The 22,276-nt window shown below is 44.2% G+C and carries 17 protein-coding genes; 5 read left to right on the plus strand and 12 right to left on the minus strand.

Going from position 1 to position 22,276, the window contains the following annotated elements:
* Nucleotides 1–3 precede the first annotated feature (3 nt).
* The 5 genes from AC1DFM_RS16220 to AC1DFM_RS16240 all read right to left on the minus strand — a co-directional run bounded on the left by AC1DFM_RS16220 (nucleotide 4) and on the right by AC1DFM_RS16240 (nucleotide 4,024).
* Nucleotides 4–687 carry a DUF2306 domain-containing protein gene (locus AC1DFM_RS16220; protein ID WP_477077775.1) on the minus strand — a complete coding sequence of 228 codons (684 nt, stop codon included), beginning with the start codon at nucleotides 685–687 and terminating at the stop codon, nucleotides 4–6.
* 1 nt (nucleotide 688) lies between these two features.
* A complete protein-coding gene (locus AC1DFM_RS16225; RefSeq protein WP_477077776.1) occupies nucleotides 689–1,438 on the minus strand; it encodes a hypothetical protein in 750 nt (249 codons plus the stop codon).
* Nucleotides 1,439–1,467: 29 nt separating this feature from the next.
* The gene (locus AC1DFM_RS16230) at nucleotides 1,468–2,175 is read right to left on the minus strand and encodes a hypothetical protein (RefSeq protein WP_477077777.1); all 708 of its coding nucleotides are present in this window, start codon (nucleotides 2,173–2,175) and stop codon (nucleotides 1,468–1,470) included.
* A 76-nt stretch (nucleotides 2,176–2,251) separates the two neighbouring features.
* Entirely contained in the window at nucleotides 2,252–3,265 is a 1,014-nt protein-coding gene (obgE, locus tag AC1DFM_RS16235) for a GTPase ObgE (protein ID WP_477077778.1), read from the minus strand.
* A 171-nt stretch (nucleotides 3,266–3,436) separates the two neighbouring features.
* Nucleotides 3,437–4,024, minus strand: coding sequence for an adenylate kinase (locus AC1DFM_RS16240; protein ID WP_477077779.1), 588 nt, complete (start codon nucleotides 4,022–4,024; stop codon nucleotides 3,437–3,439).
* Nucleotides 4,025–4,304: 280 nt separating this feature from the next.
* Here AC1DFM_RS16240 and AC1DFM_RS16245 point away from each other — a divergent pair, with 280 nt between their 5' ends.
* Nucleotides 4,305–7,289 (plus strand): glycoside hydrolase family 3 N-terminal domain-containing protein, encoded by a 2,985-nt coding sequence (locus AC1DFM_RS16245; protein WP_477077780.1) that lies wholly within the window; start codon nucleotides 4,305–4,307, stop codon nucleotides 7,287–7,289.
* A gap of 75 nt (nucleotides 7,290–7,364) precedes the next feature.
* Here AC1DFM_RS16245 and AC1DFM_RS16250 read toward each other — a convergent pair whose 3' ends face one another.
* Nucleotides 7,365–7,820, minus strand: coding sequence for a hypothetical protein (locus tag AC1DFM_RS16250; RefSeq protein WP_477077781.1), 456 nt, complete (start codon nucleotides 7,818–7,820; stop codon nucleotides 7,365–7,367).
* A 184-nt stretch (nucleotides 7,821–8,004) separates the two neighbouring features.
* Between AC1DFM_RS16250 and AC1DFM_RS16255 the strand changes: the two genes are divergently transcribed.
* Entirely contained in the window at nucleotides 8,005–9,054 is a 1,050-nt protein-coding gene (locus AC1DFM_RS16255; protein WP_477077782.1) for a COX15/CtaA family protein, read from the plus strand.
* Nucleotides 9,055–9,235: 181 nt separating this feature from the next.
* Nucleotides 9,236–11,470 (plus strand): patatin-like phospholipase family protein, encoded by a 2,235-nt coding sequence (locus AC1DFM_RS16260; RefSeq protein WP_477077783.1) that lies wholly within the window; start codon nucleotides 9,236–9,238, stop codon nucleotides 11,468–11,470.
* 1 nt (nucleotide 11,471) lies between these two features.
* Here AC1DFM_RS16260 and AC1DFM_RS16265 read toward each other — a convergent pair whose 3' ends face one another.
* Nucleotides 11,472–12,473 carry an alpha/beta fold hydrolase gene (locus tag AC1DFM_RS16265; protein ID WP_477077784.1) on the minus strand — a complete coding sequence of 334 codons (1,002 nt, stop codon included), beginning with the start codon at nucleotides 12,471–12,473 and terminating at the stop codon, nucleotides 11,472–11,474.
* A gap of 263 nt (nucleotides 12,474–12,736) precedes the next feature.
* Between AC1DFM_RS16265 and typA the strand changes: the two genes are divergently transcribed.
* Nucleotides 12,737–14,545 carry a translational GTPase TypA gene (typA, locus tag AC1DFM_RS16270; protein ID WP_477077785.1) on the plus strand — a complete coding sequence of 603 codons (1,809 nt, stop codon included), beginning with the start codon at nucleotides 12,737–12,739 and terminating at the stop codon, nucleotides 14,543–14,545.
* A 219-nt stretch (nucleotides 14,546–14,764) separates the two neighbouring features.
* Here the strand turns inward: typA and recA are convergent, their stop codons facing one another.
* From recA to AC1DFM_RS16295, 5 genes are all read right to left on the minus strand, one after another.
* Complete coding sequence (recA, locus tag AC1DFM_RS16275) at nucleotides 14,765–15,775, minus strand: recombinase RecA (protein ID WP_477077786.1); 1,011 nt, start codon at nucleotides 15,773–15,775, stop codon at nucleotides 14,765–14,767.
* Nucleotides 15,776–16,356: 581 nt separating this feature from the next.
* Nucleotides 16,357–17,052 carry a hypothetical protein gene (locus tag AC1DFM_RS16280; RefSeq protein ID WP_477077787.1) on the minus strand — a complete coding sequence of 232 codons (696 nt, stop codon included), beginning with the start codon at nucleotides 17,050–17,052 and terminating at the stop codon, nucleotides 16,357–16,359.
* 14 nt (nucleotides 17,053–17,066) lie between these two features.
* Nucleotides 17,067–18,554, minus strand: a complete 1,488-nt coding sequence (gene rpoN / locus AC1DFM_RS16285) for an RNA polymerase factor sigma-54 (protein ID WP_477077788.1) — start codon at nucleotides 18,552–18,554, stop codon at nucleotides 17,067–17,069.
* A 137-nt stretch (nucleotides 18,555–18,691) separates the two neighbouring features.
* Nucleotides 18,692–19,291 (minus strand): ribonuclease HII, encoded by a 600-nt coding sequence (locus AC1DFM_RS16290; protein WP_477077789.1) that lies wholly within the window; start codon nucleotides 19,289–19,291, stop codon nucleotides 18,692–18,694.
* Between the two features lie 90 nt (nucleotides 19,292–19,381).
* Nucleotides 19,382–19,819, minus strand: coding sequence for a hypothetical protein (locus tag AC1DFM_RS16295; RefSeq protein WP_477077790.1), 438 nt, complete (start codon nucleotides 19,817–19,819; stop codon nucleotides 19,382–19,384).
* A 207-nt stretch (nucleotides 19,820–20,026) separates the two neighbouring features.
* On the opposite strand from AC1DFM_RS16295, the gene AC1DFM_RS16300 reads away from it, so the two are divergent.
* Nucleotides 20,027–22,189, plus strand: a complete 2,163-nt coding sequence (locus AC1DFM_RS16300) for a S46 family peptidase (RefSeq protein ID WP_477077791.1) — start codon at nucleotides 20,027–20,029, stop codon at nucleotides 22,187–22,189.
* The last annotated feature ends 87 nt before the right edge of the window (nucleotides 22,190–22,276 follow it).

Genomic DNA, 22,276 nt, shown 5'->3' on the forward strand with positions numbered 1-22,276 from the left:
AATTTATATGGCTGCGGTGTTTCCATCCGGAGATACCGCAGTTTTTATCCCCATCCTTTTTATCAATACCCGCTTCAATAATAATTCTGCCAGCAACAAGTTAACCGTCCAGCTTAACCAGGAGATCGTGATATAGGCTGTTACTGGTCTTAATGGCATGTGCATGAGTCCCAGTAATAAAGCATAAAGCCGAAGGGTAAGGGCAGATAAAGTCAGGGCATAACTACGTAGCATCCAGGTAATATGTTCCGGCCAACGAGCCTGCATCGCAGTTCTCCAGCCCATGGCAGTGAAAAAGATCCAGAGGATAGATAACAATACAAAGCTGATACGTGCATAGATCCCACCATTGGCATAAAATCCCATTACCAGTCCGGAAGGGCCACTCAGGAAAATGACCACTATTGCATAAATTTTTCCGCTATTGCGGTGTAGCCGGGGATGCTTATCCAGCAGATATTTGCTGAATTGTAGTAATCCGGTGATCAGCACAGAGATACTTACAAAAACGTGGAGGTAAAAGCTAATACGCCAGTGGCGGATAGGATATACTCTTTGTTTCGTGATGAGAAAGTCGGTATACTTTTCAAATGTAGTATAAGGGAGGGTGAGTAACAGCATCAGCCATGCCCCGTAGAGTATAGCCGCTGCTGTTAGTGCCCATCCAATTTTTTTTATCAATGACATATTAAGGTCCCTGTACAAATTCTAAGCTATCAACGACGATACCATAGTAATAAGGGGTACCGCTGTTGTCCTCATTACCTTTTAGCTTGTAGGTGTTGGTGCGCTCTTTAAAAAGGGAATTTTTTTCCCAGTTAACAGTCACCGTGCTATCTGTCGCTTTTTGATAAGTGCCTTTGATTTTAATCATTTGTTCCGCAAAGGTGGAGTCATTAATTTTTGGATAGTACTGTAATAAGCAGCTACCATCTAAGTCAAAAGTGAGATCACTTTTATTGTTGGAAGATTCTATCAGGAACATGTTGAAGGTGCTGCCACTCATACCACCACCGTCCTCTGTTCTTTGCAGGTTGAATGATTTTGCTTTTAGTGTTGTATTATTTAACGGTGTCCATGATCCTTTTCCTTTGGCAAACTGATGATCGAAGGTGAGTTCAAATTTTCCATCAAAGGGGTGGTCGCCGGGTTCCGTGAGGGTAACGATCCAGTTATCGTTATCTCTCTTTACTTCTCCCCGCAGGTTACGGCGCAGGCCTTTGTGTACGTTATAGCCAGCTACCTGTTTCCCATTGGAGTAGTTCAGGGTAATGTAAATGTTGCCACTGCCGAAGTCGCCCATATAGGTACCTGGCAGTTTTACTACGGCAAGTGTGTCGTCATTGGCAGTGGGCTGTTCGGTGGTGTTGGTGGCTGCGGGTTTGCAGGCAAAAATCAACAGCAGTACAGCCAGCAGTGCGCTGGATAATAATTTCACAGGGTGTTTTTTTGTAAATATAAATGTTATCAGCTTTTAAATACTACTTCGATAATGAGTAGTTTACTGATTTTATCGGTTGGTTTGGAGGTGAATCCATCCAGTCGGATGTAGTAGCGGGTGATGGCAATGCGAACGGGAGGCGCCGGGAAGTTATTCAAATGGGCAACTGCCGCGTATTGCGCAGGGGAACCATGTTGTTTCAGGTATTGTTTTAATTGAAAAATACTGACAGGAGGGAAGCGTTTTTTTTCTGCCGGCGTATATTTTTTACAGATGAAGAAGTTGCTGGCTTCGGGGTAGAGATGTTCCCAGGGGGAGCGGTAATGTTTCCAGTGGAGCAACGGCTCCTGATCAATAACAGCGCTGGTTTCGTAAGATTGATCCACCTGAATTTTCTGTGTTTCCCCGGTGGTTACAGCGAGCATTTGTCCTTCAATGCTGTGTGTATAATCCTGTTGAAAAAAAAGGGTGTCCGGATGCAATTCGAAGTCGTTCCGTTTTGCATCCGGTTTGATCCAGTCAAGTGAAAAATAGCAATCACCGAAACGGATATACGTAGTAGTATCGCGGGTTACTACATGTACTTCGTTGGAGGCCACTTTGACGGATGGAGCAGGGGGTGCTACCAGCTGCATCGTATCAATTTGTACCGCTCTGGCCCTTTCAGGCTTGGGCGCGTGTTGACAAGCAGTTACGCATAGCAGGGGCGCTGCAAAGAAAAAGGATGTTTTCATGGTATACGGGATACTGTAACGAACATTGGCGTCGAAAATAGTTTTCCCCGTAAATCCGGCAACAGTTATGCTGCGGTTACTGTACCTGTGTATCTATTTTTCTGTTCAGGGCTTCCCACAAAATGTCTTTCAGTTCACTGAGGCCCTGGTTGGTAACAGAGGAGATGAATACATGTGGTACATCTTCCGGTAGCTCCGCTGATATAGCGGCTTTCAGCTCATCATCCAGCATGTCGCTTTTACTGATGGCCAGCAGAAACTGTTTATCCAGCAATTCGGGATTGTATTGTTCCAGTTCGTTGACGAGTACCTCAAAGTCTTTGCGGTGATCGGCACTATCTGCTGGAATAAGAAATAATAATACGGCGTTTCTTTCAATATGTCGTAAAAATCGATGACCTAATCCTTTTCCTTCATGAGCGCCTTCGATGATACCGGGTAAATCGGCAATACAGAACGATTTGCTGTCGCGGTATTCCACCATACCCAGCTGGGGAGTGAGTGTAGTAAAGGCGTAGTCGGCCACTTTGGGTTTGGCCGCGGTAATAGTAGACAACAGGGTGGATTTGCCGGCATTGGGGAAGCCAACGAGGCCCACATCTGCCAACACCTTCAATTCTACTACTTTCCAGCCTTCTGTGCCTGGCATACCTGGTTGGGCATATTCGGGGGTTTGGTTGGTGGCAGACTTAAAATAAGCGTTGCCTTTACCTCCTTGTCCGCCTGGAATCCAGATAATTTCCTGGCCGTCGTGCAGAATTTCGGCTTCTACTTTGCCGGTTTCTTCGTCTTTGGCTTGTGTGCCCAGCGGTACTTCAATGATAATATCCTTACCAAAACGACCGGTACAGTTGTCGCCGCTGCCGTTTTCGCCGTCTTCTGCCAGCAGGTTCTTGTGCCAACGGAGATGCAGGAGGGTCCACAGCTGTGAATTGCCTCTCAAAATAACATGTCCGCCTCTACCGCCATCGCCGCCATCAGGGCCGGCCTGCGCATTAAACTTGGTACGCATAAAGTGCATACTCCCTGCGCCGCCTTTCCCGGATTTACAAAATACACGGATATAATCTACGAAGTTCGCTTTTTCCACTATTCTCGAATTTTAGTTCTGTTGATTCCATTAACAACAGAAAACAAAACGCAAAGATCGGAAGTTTACGCTAATTAGCACCATCCGGGTGCCAAGAGCTGTATACTTACCATCTTTGCGTTGTATGATAAAATGCTATAAGTCCTTGTAGTAGCGGGTTTCCGCTTACAACTATACTTTTTCTCCTACCAGTTCATCCAGTTCTTTGGACAACAGTTCGAAGACTTCCGCTTCTGTTCCATCACCTTTCACCTTCTTGAACTTGCCAAATTTGGAGTAGTGATCCGCCACAGGAGCGGTTTTGTTGTGATATTCCACGATACGTGCTTTCACTACTTCTTCAGTAGCATCATCGCTGCGGCCCGAGGTTAAACCACGGTTCAGCAAACGCTTAATCAGCGCATCTTCAGGCACTTCGAGTGACAGCACCACGGAAATAGCCGTCTTTTTCAATGCCAACAGCTTATCCAGCGCCTCTGCCTGCGCAGTAGTACGGGGGAAACCATCGAAAATGAAACCACGCGCTTCCGGGTTAGCTTCCAGTTTGGAGCTAATCATACCAATCACCACTTCATCAGGAACTAAATGACCCTGATCCATGAATTTCTTGGCCTCAAGACCCAGCGGCGTCTTATCACCAATCTCACTACGCAGCAAATCGCCGGTGGATAAATGAATAAGTCCATACTTCTGGATGATATTAGCACTTTGTGTACCCTTGCCGCTACCGGGAGGGCCAAATAAAATGAGATTGACCATGTTTAATTAAAATCTACTTTACTCGCAAGGCTGCAAATATATGAAACAGATGAATGTATTGGTAATTAAAATTACGATTGGTTGAACTAAATGTAAATATTCTGACAAAATAGTAAACATATTTCAATTTTTAACCAGAATACCTAAATTATCTTCAACAGGCTATCCTAATTTAGTGAATTACTTTCTATCTAACAAAATCATATGTTTATTATTAGTAATTCTTTGATATTCAGCCGAACAGCACTGGATTTACCCCCGAATTTTGTAAGTTTATGATATGAGGAAACAATTATTGGTTGCAGGACTTACAGGTTTGATGATGACCGGGAGCGCTATTTCCGCACCCCGGATGTTTAAAGAGAAAAAGAAACAAAAGAAAACCACTACACAACAAACCACCCCACCGCAAGATAAAGCTTCGCAATGGGCAGATAGCGTGTTTCAGTCGCTCACCCCTGAAGAACGCATCGCTCAACTCATCATGATACGCGCCCACTCTAACCTGGGCCCAGATCATGTAAACGCCGTGATAAAAGATATACAAGACAATAAAGTAGGCGGCGTCATCTTCTTCCAGGGTGGCCCGGTAAGACAAGCCGGCTTAACTAACTACTACCAATCTATCTCTAAAGTACCATTGCTGGTTGCTATTGATGGAGAATGGGGACTAGGGATGCGTCTCGACAGCGTCATCTCCCTGCCCCGAAATATGATGATAGGCGCCGTTCAGGACACCGTCCTGGCCTATGATGCCGGTAAGTTAATGGGGGAACAATGTCGCCGCATGGGCATTCATATCGACTTTGCCCCGGACATGGATGTGAATAACAATCCGGCCAACCCGGTTATCAACGACCGCTCTTTCGGAGAAAATAAATACCAGGTAGCCCGCATGGGGGTAGCCACCATCCGCGGTATGCAGGATGCCGGTGTAATGGCCTGTGCCAAGCACTTTCCAGGCCATGGCGATACCAATGTAGACTCACACCTCGATTTGCCTACCATCAACAAAACAAGGGAACAACTGGATTCACTGGAGCTATATCCCTTCCGCGAAGCCATTGCTGCTGGCGTGGGATCTATTATGATAGCTCACCTTTATATCCCATCTATCGATAAAAAACCTAATACCCCTACGTCTATTTCTTACAATGCGGTTACAAAACTGCTGAAAAATGAACTGGCCTACAAAGGACTGATTGTAACCGATGCCCTCGAAATGAAAGGCATCGCAAAATTTTATACTAAAGGGCAGGAATCCTTACAATCACTATTGGCCGGCAACGATTTGATGATCCTGCCTTCTACTTCCGCCGGTAGCGTGGAAGCGATTAAAAAAGCCATCAAAGCAGGTAAAATTGACCAGGAGGAAGTAGATGAGCGCGTAAAGAAAGTACTACGCGCCAAATATGACCTGGGCCTCTGGAAGCCACAGCATATCGATACCAACAACCTGGCCGCCGACCTGAATGCACAAACAGATAACCTTCGTAAACGCATTGCCGAAAGCGCCATTACACTGGTGCGCAACGATAAAAAGCTGGTGCCGTTTTCTCCGGCCATGGTCCAGCAAAAGTTGGCGGTAATTGCTATCGGCGCCGATGCCAGCAACACATTTCTGCAAACCATCAAGGAATATAAACCCGGCACCGATGCCTTTATTTTCACTTCCCGGCAATCGGTAGATCAGATAGCGCCTATTGTATCCCGCATCCAGCGCGATTATAAAGCCGTTATTATCAGTCTGCATGATTATAGCCGCCGCCCGGCCAATAACTTCGGGTTAACCATGGCTGAAAGGCTTATTATCCGGCAGCTGCAGGCCGAAGTGCCGTCCGTTACCGTGGCTTTCGGCAACCCTTACGCCATCCAGTATTTCTGTGATGCACCCGCCATTATTGCCGCTTACGAAGATGATAGCACTACACAAAGAGCCGCCGCAGATCTGCTGTTTGGCAAACTGGGCCCATCCGGTAAATTGCCGGTAACGGTATGCCCTGCGCTGCCTTCCGGTACCGGCATCACCTATAAAGTGAATCAGTTTACCATTTTGCCCGTGGCTACTACGAAAGAAGCCGGCGTTGATGAACAGGCCCTGCTGAAAATCGATGGCCTGGCCAATGATATGATTGCCCGCGGAGCCGCCCCTGGCGCTCAGGTACTGGCCTTGAAAGACGGAAAGGTGATTTACAACCGCTGTTTCGGCCATTATGAATACAATAAAGCAGAACCGGTGTCGCCGCAATCTATTTATGATGTGGCCTCCGTGACCAAAATATGCGCCACCACCCTCGCAGTAATGCGCCTCTATGATGAGGGTAAACTAAATCTCGATGCCACATTAGGCGTATACCTGCCCCTGGTACTGGGCACAGATAAAGCCGGGCTGCGTATCCGCGATGTGTTATTGCACCAGGCCGGATTAGTACCTTTTATACCTTTTTATAAAGAGACATTATATTCCAGTGGCTTTCCGGATTCAATCCTGTACCACACCGCTCCCGATGCCACCCACGGTATCCGGGTAGCAGAAAATATGTACATGGAAGATAACTATGTAGACACCATGTGGAAGAAGATCCTGGAAAGTAAACTGTCGCCGCACCAGGGTTATGTGTACAGCGATTGCGATTTCATCTTCCTGGGAAAGGTGGTAGAGCAGCTTACCGGGAAAAAGCTGAACGACTACGTACGCGAAACGTTTTATGCGCCCATGGGACTGGCTACCACTGGGTTTTTACCAAGACAGCGTTTCCCGTTATCGGAAATTGCGCCTACAGAACGTGAATATTCTTTCCGGATGCAGCAGCTGCGGGGCGATGTACATGACCCCGGGGCCGCTATGTTTGGCGGGGTAGCCGGTCATGCCGGGCTATTTTCCAATGCCAACGACCTGGGGGTAATTATGCAGATGTTGCTGAATAAGGGTTCTTTTAATGGGGTACAGTATATAAAACCAGAAACCATACAGTTATTTATTGCGCATAACAGTAATATCAGCCGTCGCGGCCTGGGCTTTGATAAACCCGAAAAAGACAACGCTACCCGCCGGGAGCCTTATCCGGCAAAAAGTGCCTCTGTTGCTACATTTGGGCATACCGGTTTTACCGGCACCTGTGTTTGGGCAGATCCATCATCAGGAATTGTCTTTATATTCCTGAGCAACCGGGTGTATCCTAACGGTGGCGCTAATACGAAATTAACGGCATTGCGTACCCGCGAAAAAATGTTCGAAGCGGTGTATGAGTCGATAAAGAAATAAAAACGATTAAAAAGCAAAAGCCCTAAGCGATGATACGCTTAGGGCTTTTGTTTTTTAATCGTTTTAGTTTTTTGCTTATTCGGTAACGGAAACGTTTCTGTTAACCAATGTCTGTGTTTTTATAGCAATTGCTTTTTCTGCCAGTTTGTTTTTTCCTGCTCTGATTTCGAAGATATAATCGCCATCTTCCAGGGATGCGAGATTATAGCGAGCTTCGAAGCGGAGGGTAGAAGGCAGTATTTCGCGGTGCAGTGTGTTATTGTAGTTGTCTTTGATATAAAGGGTCAGCTTTTCATTGCCTGGATTATCAACAGAAAGTTGAAATAACAGTTGATCTTTCTGCAGTTGTGTAATATGAACATTGAAAGATTCAACGGGCGCAACAGCTGCTGGCTTTTCGCTGGCACGTCTTTCTACATTATAAGCAAATGTGCTGGACTGTGCGGCGGCATGCAGGATGGGTAACACGATAGTAACAAATAATAACAATGCTGCTTTGGGTGCTAAAAAAACAAAACGTAAGTGTTTCATGTCTTAATTTTTTATTGTGTTCGTCTTTTTTTTAAATGAGGGCGGTATTAGCTAATACAATGGTGCCTTATGTTTTCGATGCAAATCTCCGACAACAGGATTAACAGAACATTACGCCTTTGTTAAAATAATGTGAGTATTTAAGGGACTTGTTCGGCATTCATTCCCTATTTTTGCACCGTTTATGGAAGCAGTAACAATAAAAAATAATCGGCCGGTGGCCATCTGGCTATATATCGGCGTGGGCATGTTGATTGTGCAGGTTTTGCTGGGGGGAATTACCCGCTTAACCGGATCTGGTTTATCCATTACCGAATGGCAGCCGCTGTTAGGCGCATTTCCGCCCATGAATGAAGCCGCCTGGCAACGTGCTTTCGAAGGATACAAGAAAATAGCCCAATATCAATATGTAAATAGCCATTTTACATTATCGGACTTTAAATTTATCTTCTTCTGGGAGTGGCTGCACCGCGACTGGGCCCGGTTAATGGGACTGGTATTTATTATACCATTCATTTATTTTATTATTAAGAAGAAGATAAATAAAAGTATGATCAATCCGATGATCATACTATTCGTGCTCGGCGGTCTGCAGGGATTAATAGGATGGATAATGGTAATGAGTGGTTTGAACGAAGAAAACCTGTATGTAAACCATATCCGTTTGGCTATTCACTTTATTTCTGCGCTGGTGCTGTTGTGCTACGTATTTTGGTTTGCATTGAAACTGAGTGTGCGGGAGGAAGAAATATTAGCGGTGCCAACATTAAAGAAACTGAATATCACTTTGTTGGTATTACTGGTCGTACAATTGATTTACGGCGCTTTCATGGCAGGATTGCATACCGCATTGGTGGCCAATACCTGGCCGGATATCAACGGTGCCTGGGTACCGGCCGGTATGTTCTCGCAAGGTGGTTTCATGGCGGATATTGTGCATAATCCGATTACGATTCAATTTATACACCGCGGTCTTGCTTACCTGATCACCATATTGATTGCCATTTGGTGGTGGAAATCAGCACAAACGCCAACCCATAGCCAATTACACATGATTCGTTATCTGCCGCTGCTGTTGGTGCTGTTGCAGGTGTTATTGGGGGTATTGACTTTGTTAAATAGCCAGGTTAAAATTCCGATTAGCTATGGTATACTGCACCAGGGCGTCGGTATGTTATTATTGTTGTCACTGATATGGACGCTTTTCCTGAGTAGGGGAAAGCATAAAGCATAAAGCAAAAAGCTATTAAAGCGAATGACCAGAGCGAGTGTTCAAAATGACATATTTGCTCTGGTCATTCGCTTTAATAGCTTTTTGCTTTATGCCTTCCGCTTTCTGCTCCTAAAGAAATACCTGCTACGCAAGTTCTATAAATCCGTAAATTTTCCGTAGGTTTATTTGCAATAATCGTCTGATGAAGGTGAAGTTATTATTGATAAAAACTTACTATTCTTTCCCTATACAGTTACTGCTCCTGCATTTCAGGAAGTACCAGGTGTTACTTATTTTTTGGGTGATACTCTTTAGCACCATTAATGGCGGTTTTGCCAAGGTGTTTGGTGGAGATGCGCTGTATCTGGCGCCGGAGTACCTGGGTAAGGTAAACTTCTATAGTACTACTATATTAGGATTAGCCACCGGTATGTTTATCATGAGCTGGCAAATCACCACTTTTATTCTGCATACAGGTCGTTTCAAATTTCTGGCCACCACTTCTCAGCCTTTTTTCCGTTATTGTTTGAATAACTCGATTATACCATTGGTATTTATTTTCAGTACGCTTTACCGCGGATGGGAGTATCAGCGATATGAGCAGTTGAGTGATATTCCGGACATTCTGTTGCTGGGAGAAGGTTTTATCTGTGGTGTATTGTTCATTTTCTTTTTCTGCTTTTTCTATTTTTTTAACGCAGATAAAAATATTGGTCGTCGTTTGGAGAAACGCTTTGGTAATCCTCGCAATTTTTTGCGGATGATTATGAAGCCCACACAGGAGCCGGATGAAAATGCGCTACCTGTGCACAACTACTTTTCAACGCCCTGGCGTATCCGCAGAGCCAGGAATGTAGATCATTACAACAAGCATTACCTCGACAGTATTCTGAAGCAACATCACTTTGCCGCCATGATCACCGTGGGATGTTCCCTGATTTTCCTGGTGATACTGGCCTATATGATGGACTACAATGTGTTCAGAATCCCTGCAGGCGCCAGTGTGCTGATTTTTTTCGCCTTCCTGATTGGGGTGGCAGGCGCCTATTCTTATATGCTGCAAACCTGGTCCATTCCCATTTTGCTGGTAATGTTGTTTGGTTTGAACTGGATGGTAGAACATAACTGGGTAGATAACCGGAACAAGGCCTACGGTCTTAACTACCGCCAAAAGAAAGATCGCCCGGAATACAGTGTGGGGGCGTTACAGCAGTTTTTTACGAGGGAGAAATATGAGGCAGATAAAAAACAGGGAATTCAAATTTTAGATAAATGGAGAAGGAAATTTCCAGCGAATAAAAAGCCACCATTGATTGTGATGAATTTCAGCGGGGGAGGGAGTCGTTCCGCTACCTGGACTGTGAATGTGTTGCAGCGACTGGACAGCTTGCTCCATGGCCGTTTGATGGAGCATACGGTATTAATGACCGGCGCCTCCGGAGGGATGCTGGGCGCCAGTTACTTCCGTGAGCTATATTACCAGCAGCAACAAGGCAAGCCTATCCGCCTTTCTAATCCAGTGTATACGGAAAGGGTGTCGATGGATCTGCTTAATTCTGTATTTACTGCGTTGGCAGTGAATGATTTTATTACTCCCTGGAGAAGCTTTAACATCGGGAAAAATCAGTATGCAAAGGACAGAGGCTATGCTTTTGAAAGACAGCTAAATGAGCATACAGACAATGTACTGGATAAAACGCTGCAGGAATATCGGCAGCCAGAAGCAAATGCCGAAATTCCGATGTTGATATGGAATGCCACCATCAACGCGGATGGCCGTCGTTTGATGATTTCACCGCAACCGATCAGCTATTTGTGCAGTCCGCAGTATTTGTATCCAACCCGGCAGGTAAGAGATATCGACGGGGTTGATTTTGCGCAGTATTTTGCCGCACAGGATGCGATGGACCTACGGGTAACCAGCGCCATCCGCATGTGCGCCACATTCCCTTATGTATTACCCAACGCGTTTTTACCCAGCAATCCTATTGTAGATGTAATGGATGCCGGTATCCGCGATAACTTCGGTCAGCAAACGACCTTGCGCTACCTTTATACCTTTAGCAAATGGATCAATGAAAACACCAGTGGGGTCGTGTATATACAGATACGGGATACGCGTAAAAACGATATTTCTCCTATCAAGAAAACGAAAGACCTCAGCGACCTGTTATTTGAGCCGTTGTTTACGATGCAGCAGCACTGGAGCGCCATGCAGGACTTCGACCAGGATGATTTACTGAATTATATGGAAGGTTATTTCCCTGATAAGTTCCACCGGGTTATTTTCCAATACGTACCACAGAAAACAGATAAGGCTGCAGCCTTATCGTGGCACCTTACTTCCCGCGAAAAATTAGACATTGCCCATGCACTTGATAATCCCGCGAATCAGAGCGCATTGGATTATGTAGTTAAACTGCTGGAGAATCAATAATTTATTGACGTAAAAATTTCAGCAGTGGTGTAATAAACTGCGTATATGCTTCAATGTGAGGAAGATGCCCCACACCTTCAATGGGCACCAGTGTAGCGTGTGGAATTTTTTGGGCAGCATTATTCCCCAACGTAGGATAGTCGCCCAGTGTTTTGCGTACATCCGGAGAAACCATGGCTTTGCCGAGCGCGGTGCGGTCGCGTTGCCCGATAATAAGCAGGGTAGGAGCGGATATGTTTTCAAATTCGTATAATACTGGTTGGGTAAAGATCATATCATAGGTTAACGCTGAATTCCATGCTACAGTAGAATAATCAGGGCTGCTGATCCAGCTGGCCTGTAGCTGTGCCCATTTATCATAGGAGGCAGACCACTTGCCGGCATAGTAGCTATCCATCATGTATTGTTTGATTTTTTCGTAAGTCTGTTGCAGTTCTGCTTTGTACCATTTATCTATGGGTTGGTAGGGTACTTTTACTTTCCAGTCTTCCAGGCCAATGGGATTTTCCAGTATGAGTTTTTGGGTTATTTCCGGGTACATCAGGGCGAAGCGGGTGGCGAGCATACCGCCCATCGAATGGCCCAGTATCGCCGCTTTAGTGATTTGCAGGGTGTCGAGCAGGGCTTTGGTGTTTTGTGCCAGCTGTTGAAAGGTATATTGAAAGTGGGCCGGTTTGGAGGATTTACCAAAACCGATCTGATCGGGTATAATTACGCGATAGCCGTTGTTGCTGAGGTCTGCCGCGGTGCTATCCCAATAGGCGCCACAAAAATTTTTGCCATGGAGTAGAACAATGGTTTGACCATTTGGTTTAGAAGGTTGTACATCCATGTAAGCCATTTTGAGGTGCTGACCTTGTATATGGAGTGACAGAAAATGTACAGGAAAAGGGTATTTATATTGAGAGAGGGTGATGTCCTGACTGGGAATTTGTTGAGCGAACACAGGAGTGGAAACAATTGTAAAACAGGCGATTATAAGAGAGCGTGCGTACTTTATCATCTTCAATGAATTAAGCGGTTAGAACGTTGTCGTGAAAACAAAATTGACGCCATAAAGCAAAGGGTTTGTCATACTGGCTTATAATTAATTGTAAATAAATGTATATCAGCATCTTATGATGTGTAATAGCAGTGTGACTAAATGATTACATTTATTTAAAACGTGTTTCCTTCATTCTCGCTATGTTTTCGTACCTTTGCGCCTTCTTTTTGTAGCTATTAGCGTAAATTTTGTTAATGGCTGATAGCTAAAGATTTAAGTATATGAACATTCGTAATATCGCAATCATTGCACACGTAGACCATGGTAAAACTACCCTGGTTGACAAAATCCTTCATCAGGCAAATGTATTCCGGGCTAACCAGGAATCAGGTGAGCTGATCATGGATAGTAACGATCTTGAAAGAGAGCGTGGTATCACCATCTTCAGTAAGAACGCTTCTGTTGAGTACAAGGGAACCAAAATCAACGTTATTGATACTCCAGGCCACGCCGACTTCGGTGGTGAAGTGGAAAGGGTATTGAAAATGGCGGATGGTGTTATCCTGTTAGTAGATGCTTTTGAAGGACCAATGCCTCAAACACGTTTTGTGTTGCAGAAAGCCTTACAGCTGAATCTGAAGCCGATTGTTGTTATCAATAAAGTTGATAAAGCAAACTGCCGTCCTGATGAAGTACACGATGCTGTTTTTGAATTGTTCTTTAACCTGGATGCAACAGAAGATCAGTTGAACTTCCCAACCTTCTATGGTTCTGGTAAAAATGGCTGGTTCAACAGTACATTGGAACAGAGTGAAGATATTACGCCGCTGATGGATGGTATCCTGCAATATGTGCCGGAGCCTAAAACACCAGAAGGCAACCTGCAAATGCAGATCACTTCCCTGGATTACTCTTCTTTCCTTGGCCGTATTGCGGTAGGTAAAGTTGCCCGTGCTTCCATCGAAGAAGGTCAGTGGATTACTTTGATGCAGGCAGATGGTACTAACAAAAAGCAGAAAGTACGTGAGTTGTACATTTTCGAAGCATTAGGTAAGAGAAAGGTAACTCAAGTATTTGCCGGTGATATTTGCGCCGTAGTAGGTATTGAAGGTTTTAACATCGGTGATACTATTGCTGATGCTGAAGAACCAGAAGCATTACCGGTTATCAGCGTGGATGAACCTACCATGAACATGTTGTTTGGTATCAACAACTCTCCGTTCTTTGGTAAAGATGGTAAGTTTGTTACTTCCCGTCACCTGCGTGATCGTTTAACAAAAGAAACTGAAAAGAACCTGGCACTCCGTGTAATGGATTCTGACAGTGCTGATAGCTTCATGGTATATGGTCGTGGTATCCTGCACTTAGGTGTATTGATTGAGACCATGCGTCGTGAAGGTTACGAGTTGACCGTTGGTCAACCACAAGTAATTGTGAAGCATGTTGATGGTAAAAAATGCGAACCGTACGAAACCCTCGTGGTAGACGTTCCGCAGGATTTTGCCAGCAAGGTAATTGATCTGGTAACCCGTCGTAAAGGTGAGATGCTGATCATGGAAACCAAGGGTGAAATGCAACACCTGGAATTTGAAATTCCTTCCCGTGGTTTGATTGGTCTGCGTACACAGATGCTCACTGCTACAGCAGGTGAAGCAGTAATGGCGCACAGATTCAACGATTACAAACCATGGAAAGGTGCTATCCCAGGCCGTAACAACGGTGTGTTGATTGCGAAAGAAGCAGGTACTACTACCGGTTACTCTCTCGATAAACTGCAGGATAGAGGTTCTTTCTTCGTTGATCCAGGAGAAGAAGTGTACAAGGGTATGATCATTGGTGAAACTAACAAACCAGGTGACCTGGTGGTGAATCCAAACGAAGGAAAGAAACTGACCAACATGCGTGCAAGTGGAACGGATGGTGCGGCTAACATTGCGCCTAAAATTCTGATGACACTGGAAGAATGTATGGAGTACATCCAGCATGACGAGTGTATTGAAGTTACACCTAACTTCATCCGTATGCGTAAAGTTATTCTGGATGAAGAAGAGCGTAAGAGAACTGCAAAGAGCATGAAAGCTGAAGCTTAATCGCTTTGTAAGATAAACTAGTGAAAAAAGAAAAACCCGCTCCGGTAATCGGAGCGGGTTTTTCTTTTTCGGGGTTAAGGGTCAAAAAAATCCCCGCCCAGGACAAGGCAGGGATGTGCATACTAACCCAATGCTTACTAAAACTAAAACTAACTTCTGTGTATATCTTTAAAGTAAGATTTAATCAAAATGAATTGACAACGTTCAAAAAGCGATCACTTATTCAGCGTCTTGTTTTTCCTGAATCTTCACTTTAATCTTCGCTTCTATTTCTGTTGCCAGTTCAGGATTATCGTTCAGCAGTTGTTTTACTGCATCGCGGCCCTGACCTAATTTATTGGTATCATAGCTAAACCAGCTACCACTTTTCTGGATCACACCATATTCAACCCCCATGTCAATGACCTCACCCATTTTGGAAACACCCAGACCATAGATGATATCAAATTCAGCCTGGCGGAATGGTGGTGCGACTTTATTCTTTACTACTTTTACTTTCACACGGTTACCAATTGCTTCGTCACCATCTTTGATCTGGCTCATACGGCGTATGTCGAGCCTTACAGATGCGTAGAACTTCAGCGCATTACCACCGGTGGTTGTTTCTGGGTTACCGAACATCACACCTATCTTTTCACGTAATTGGTTAATAAATATGCAGCAGCAATTTGTTTTCGAGATGGTAGCCGTTAACTTACGTAACGCCTGTGACATCAAACGGGCTTGTAATCCCATTTTACTTTCACCCATTTCGCCTTCCAGCTCACTTTTTGGTACCAGGGCAGCCACAGAGTCAATTACTACTACATCTACTGCTCCGGAAAGAATCAGACGGTCTGCAATTTCCAGCGCCTGCTCACCATGATCCGGTTGTGATATCAACAGAGAGTCTACATCTACTCCCAGTCTTCTTGCGTAAGAGCTATCAAAAGCATGCTCCGCATCTATAATAGCGCAGATACCACCTTTCTTTTGTGCTTCTGCAATAGTATGTATGGCAATAGTGGTTTTACCGGAAGACTCAGGTCCATATATCTCAATAATTCTTCCTTTTGGTAAACCTCCAATTCCAAGTGCAATATCAAGACCCAGAGACCCGGTGGAAATAACTTCCATAGGTGCTTCTGCTTTTTCTCCCATCATCATCACAGATCCCTTACCGAAATCTTTCTCGATCTTGTCCATTGTGAGGCGCAGGGCCTTCAGTTTTTCTGCATTGGCTGTAGACATGTTATTAATGTTTTTACAAATTTAAAAGATAGCTGATCACAATTAGAAAGCATGTTAATTGGATTGCTAAGTTATAACCTAATTTTTTATTTTCCTAAATTTTTTAGCAATTTCTTTTAAATGCTAAATTAAATAGTATTTGCTTTTGTATCTTATTGATTACCCTTATTTGCTGCTTAACAGCTTCATATTTAAAGGATAACTCGCAACGACATAACAAAGATGCGAACCCATTACGCATTGAATATGCGTATCAACAAACGGCTCAAAAAAATTATAGATCTCTGGAAATGAGAATTCTACTGCATTTTTAAAAAGCGTAGTTATACGCTTGAGTATCAGCGTAGAAAGTTTGACTTTTGTATTGTCAAGTTTAGTTGTTGAAAGTTAATCCCCCTACTGTTTGTTAAGATTGTTTGTTAGCCTGCCTTGTGGCCTTTGCATCCAATGTGTGTAAGCGATACAGTGAAGTGGTCCAGGTTAAACCCCAAAATTTTTTTTAGCCATTCTATATACTGTTCTTCCTGTTCCCTGTGTGGATATCCAGCAGGGAATAGGAAAATAGAGTGGCKATTAACCCCTTATTTTACCAGAATCCAGCAGCCAGCCAGCTGAGAAACAATACCAATCAAAAAGCCCAGGTAAATTTCGCGGGGTGTATGCGCATCCAGTACCATCCGGGCGGTGGCAACAACAGCAGCTATAAAGAAAGTAATGACCAGGGGTACGGTTACATTCATATGCATTCCCCACATCAACGACAATAAAAAACCAATCACGCCGCCCCAGCCTACCGTATGCATGCTGGTTTTGATAAAGTTATTGGAGATAAAAGAAATGCAGACACTGAGAAAGATGCCCAGAAAGAAAGCGGTGTAGAACCTCGGTGCCCGGCCTTCCTGTAAAAAAGTATAAAATGCCCAGAAGTAATACGTGATCATGGCTACGTAAGGAATAATCCTGTCGCGTTGCGTATTCATATATACAGAGGACACAAATTTTAATGCCTTGGCCAGTAACAGCGTCAGTACCGGAAAGCCAATACTGATAATAGCTACCCGGAAATATAACATGTCAAAGGCAAAACGTTTGCTGATAGTTTTAAACGCTACCATGTATTCCGGAATCGACTCCAGCACCAAAAACGTTACCAGCAGCGGAATGAACAGCGGATGTGTAAGATAGGAAATAACCTGGGCGAGGGATCGCATTACCGGTGAAAACTCCGGCGCTGCCTGTAAATTCCCGTTCCGGTCTAAAACTGCATGTTCTTGCATGGTGTATATAGTGCTTATAATTCTTTACGTAAACGGGCTACCGGTATATTCAGCTGCTCCCTGTATTTGGCCACCGTACGGCGGGCAATATTGTATCCTTTGTCCTGCAACATCTTCGTCAGATTTTCATCACTGAGCGGCTTACGTTTGTTTTCCGCTTCTATCAGATCCGATAAAATCTTCTTTACCTCTCTTGTAGATACTTCTTCTCCGCTATCGGTAGACAAAGATTCAGAGAAGAAAAACTTCAGCTTAAAGGTACCAAACTCGGTTTGTACATACTTGCTATTGGCTACACGGCTTACCGTGGAAATATCCAGTTGCGTACGATCCGCGATATCTTTCAGGATCATTGGCTTCATCGTGGTTTCATCTCCCGTAAGGAAAAATTCGCGCTGATAATCCATGATAGATTCCATGGTGGACAGTAATGTGTGTTGCCGCTGCTTAATGGCATCTATAAACCATTTGGCCGCGTCTATTTTTTGCTTGATAAATAATACCGCTTCTTTCTGGCGCTTATCCTTTTTATCACCACGGTCGTATTCTTTCAGCATTTCACGGTAACCACCGGAAATACGTAAATCGGGTGCATTGCGGGAATTCAATGTGAGCTCCAGTTTGCCGGCATTATTTAAGATGAAGAAGTCAGGCAGTACATAGCTTTCCGCTTTATTCAGCGTGGCAAAATTACCACCTGGTTTAGGCGTTAGCTTGATAATCTGTGTGATAGCTTCTTTCAGGCCTTCGTCTGTTAAACTCAGTGCCTTTTGTATTTTCTCGTAGTGCTTTTTGGTAAACTCGTCGAAGTAATTCTCCAGGATGATATAGGCATTGTGTACGCCTTCATCATCCTGCGATTTGCGCTTTAACTGCAGCAATAAACACTCTTTCAGATCAGTAGCACACACGCCAGCCGGATCGAAGTCCTGTATTTTCTTAATCAGCGAATGAATCTCTTCTTCGGTGGTGTCAATATTCTGGGAAAAAGACAGGTCATCTACCATGGAACTAACTTCCCTGCGTAGATATCCATCGTCATCAATACTACCAATGATATGTTCTGCAATGGCGTTCTGGTGGTCATCCAGTTCCAGCATGCCGAGTTGGCTTAGTAAGTGTTCGTGGAAGGAAGTTTCCACCCGGATAGGAATGGTTTTATTGCTTTCATCCGGATCAGGATAGTTGTCATCGCGTAATTTGTAATCCGCCACATCATCATCTCCTTCACTTACATATTCGGAAATATCTATATTGTCGTATTCATTTTCACTACCATCTGGTTCAAATTCATCCTCTTCAGCAGGGCTTTCAAACTCGTCCTGTTCCTTAAACTCGTCTTCACCGGCTTCTTCACCGTATTCGAGGGCAGGATTTTCTTCCAGTTCTTCTTTGATTCTTTCTTCCAGGTTGACAGTAGGTACCTGCAGCAATTTCATAAGCTGAATTTGCTGAGGTGAAAGCTTCTGTAATAATTTTTGCTGTTGTGTCTGCTTTAGCATAATTGTTTCCCAGGGGGCAAAATTTTAACCAAGCAGTTAGCATTTAGCTGTTAGCTGTTAGCAAATGCAGCGGAGGTCTGCATAACATCATCTCCGCTGCATTTGCTAACAGCTAACAGCTAATGGCTAACAGCTAGCTATAAGTCCAGTTCTAATTGCTCCGGCAACAAACGGAATGTTTTACGATGAAAGGGCGTATCGCCAAATTCCCGTATTGCGTTACGATGTTGCTTAGTCGGATAACCTTTATTCACATCCCAACCGAAATGAGGATAGGTGGCATGTAACTGCTGCATATATTCATCCCGATAGGTTTTGGCCAGAATGGAAGCTGCTGCAATGGAAGCATAAATACCATCACCCTGTATAATACATGCGTGAGGGATACTTCCGTATGCGTAAAAGCGGTTACCATCTACCAGTATGAACTCCGGTTGTTGTTGTAGCTTCTCCAATGCCAGATGCATTGCTTTGAAAGAAGCCTTTAATATATTTATCTTGTCTATTTCTACGTTATCCACACTCGCCACCGCATAGCAGATGGCTTTTTTCTCGATCACTGTCCGTAGTTTTTCCCGGTCGGCTGCTTTCATCTGTTTAGAATCATTCAGCAATGGGTGCCTGAATTTCTTAGGCAGTATCACTGCCGCTGCAAATACAGGACCCGCCAGGCATCCTCTTCCGGCTTCATCACAGCCGGCTTCTGTTAGTAATTCCTGATGATAAGAAAGTAGCAAATCCTGATATATTAAGCCGGGTAAAATTACAAGATTAAAGCACAAGGAACAAGGATTGTGGAATTTTGAAGGAATACCGCTGTATTGTGCTTAATCCTTCTTAAACAGATCTTTGAAGTTCTGTTTGAAATCCGTCCACTCCTTATCAGATTTTTTCATCAGCTGGTCAGCCGCTACACGAGTACTGTCCCATGTTTCAGCACTACTGTTTTTTACATCTTCCAGCTTCTTATTCATCTGTGCCTTTAATGTTGCCAGTTTTTTACGCGCTGTTTCGCTTTTCTCATCGCCATCTTTTTTCAGCTCCGCACTGGTCTGGTCAATGTCTTTAATCCTTTCACGGATGGCATCTTCTGCCAGCTTCTTTTGTTCGGACAAATAATCACCGGTATTGCTGGCAGCAGATTTTAACTCTTCACCTGCTTTTTGCAGATTTTCTTTTACATCTTCCTTTTTTTCCTGCTGACTGCTACTCTCATTGCAGGCAAAAAATGCGGCGAGGCCTATTATTAAAAATATTTTTTTCATGCTGCAATCGTTTTTTTTCAAGGTAATAAAATATTGGCATAGCCCATAGGCACTACCCCCTTATCAAAACATATTCCAGTTTTTGGCATCGTGCCGGCGTCATATAAAAATAATTATCAGATAAGTACGCCATTGATCCCTATACCTGCGCCTGGTAACGAAAAAATAGCTAGGTTTGAGGTCCTTAAAAACAAAACCTGACTTAATATGAGAAAAAAATTACTGGTTTTGCTCTTATTGCTTAGCGTAAGTATCAAGTGGGCTAAAGCAGACGAGGGCATGTGGCTTCCTTATTTGCTGGGGCAGCAAACCTACAATGACATGGTCAAGAAAGGCTTGAAGCTCACCAAAGAGCAGCTGTATAGCATCAACAAAGCCTCCCTCAAAGATGCCATTGTTATTTTTGGTGGTGGATGTACGGGAGAAATTGTGAGCAATGAAGGCCTCATTTTCACCAATCACCACTGCGGCTACGGCGCTATTGCAGCAGCCAGTTCTGTAGAACATAATTACCTGAAAAACGGTTTCTACGCAAAAAGCAAACAGGAAGAAATCGCTTCTTCCCAGCTGTCAGTACAATTCCTGGTAAAAGTGGATGATGTCACCAAACAGGTGGAAGATGCCGTAAAAGGCCTGGATGGCGCAGAAAGAGCGAAAAAGGAACAACAGGCTTATAGCGACATTATTGCCAAAGCCACTGCAAATACCGGTTACGAAGCCAAAGTAGTACCCATGTTCAAAGGCAACCAGTACCTGCTGTTTGTTTACGAACGCTTTAAAGATATCCGCCTGGTAGGAACACCCCCTGAAAGCGTAGGTAAATTTGGTGGTGACACCGACAACTGGGAATGGCCCCGTCATACCGGCGACTTCTCCATCTTCCGCGTGTATACCGGCAAAGATGGCAAACCAGCGCCTTATGCTGCTGATAACGTTCCCCTGAAGCCTAAACATTTCCTGCCTGTTTCTATCAAAGGCGTAAAGGAAAATGATTATGCCATGATTTTTGGCTACCCTGGCGGAACTAATCGCTACGAAACCTCTTATGGTATCCAGCTGAAAACATCTATCGAGAATCCTTACCTGGTGAACCTGAGAGATGTAAGACTAAAAGCTATGTTTGAGCAAATGAAGAAAGATCCTGCGGTAAAACTGCAGTTGGCTTCTTCTTATGCGGGCATCGCTAACTACTGGAAATTCTTCGATGGCGAAACCAAACAACTCGAAAAACACGGAGTACTGGCTGAAAAACAAAAAGAGGAAGCTGCGTTCGCAAAATGGGCACAGGATAAACCTGAGTTTGCCAATATTCTCCGCGACTACGAAGCCTCTTATAAAGCATGGACTCCATTCGCTAAACAACGTGTTTACCTGAATGAAGGTGTCCTGGGCTCTCCGGTAGCTTCTTTTGCAGCTTCACTGATGGGTGTGGAAAGAGCACTGGTAACACCAGGTGCACCCAAAGATGCGGTAAAACAGGCCATAGAAGCTGCAGATAAAGCAAGAACCGCTTTCCTGGAAGGCGAAAACAAACCAAGCGATCAGAAAATTCTCGCCGCTACCTGCCGTATGTATTATACTGACATCGCTAAAGATCAGCAACCAGCTGGATTTTACGAAGGTCTGAAAGCTAAATATGGTAGCCTCGACGAGGAAAATACTTACCGTACCTGGGCCGCCGCATTAATGAACAATACCTTCATTTTTGATGACGCCAAATGGAAAGCATTCGTTGCTAATCCGGATGCAGTAACCCTGCAAAGTGATCCKGCCTTTGCTTACGCCAGCACTTTCGTTAAAAACTATGTTGGTAAATACCTGCCGCTTTACAACCAGTTCATGGCTAAAAACAATGACCTGGGCCGCACTTACCTGAAAGGTGTAATGCAGATGAGTCCTAACGCCAACAGGTATCCGGATGCTAACTTTACCATGCGCTTGTCTTATGGTCAGGTAAAACCATATTCTCCACGCGATGCGGTACACTACGACTACGTTACTACCATGAAAGGTGTAATCGAGAAATATGTACCAGGTGATTATGAATTTGATCTGCCGGCCAACTACGTGGATCTTTACAATAAGAAAGACTTTGGTCAGTATAAAGATACCCGTAAAAATGATATCGTAGTAGGTTTCATTACTACCAACGATATCACCGGCGGTAACTCCGGTTCTCCGGTAATCAACGCTAACGGCRAACTGATTGGTCTTGCTTTCGATGGTAACTATGAAGCACTGAGCCACAAAATTCAGTTCGATTCCGAATACAACCGTACTATCTGTGTAGATGTACGCTATGTATTATGGTGCATCGAAAAACTGGGTGGTGCTAAGAATATTATTAATGAGCTGAAGCTGGTGAAGTAATCCAGTAGCGAGTTTGAGAGAAATGTCCCGTGTCGGTTATACCGGCACGGGATTTTTTTATCCCTGATATGCTGTTAAATGGCAAAC

The organism is Chitinophaga sp. 05T412, assembly GCF_056396465.1.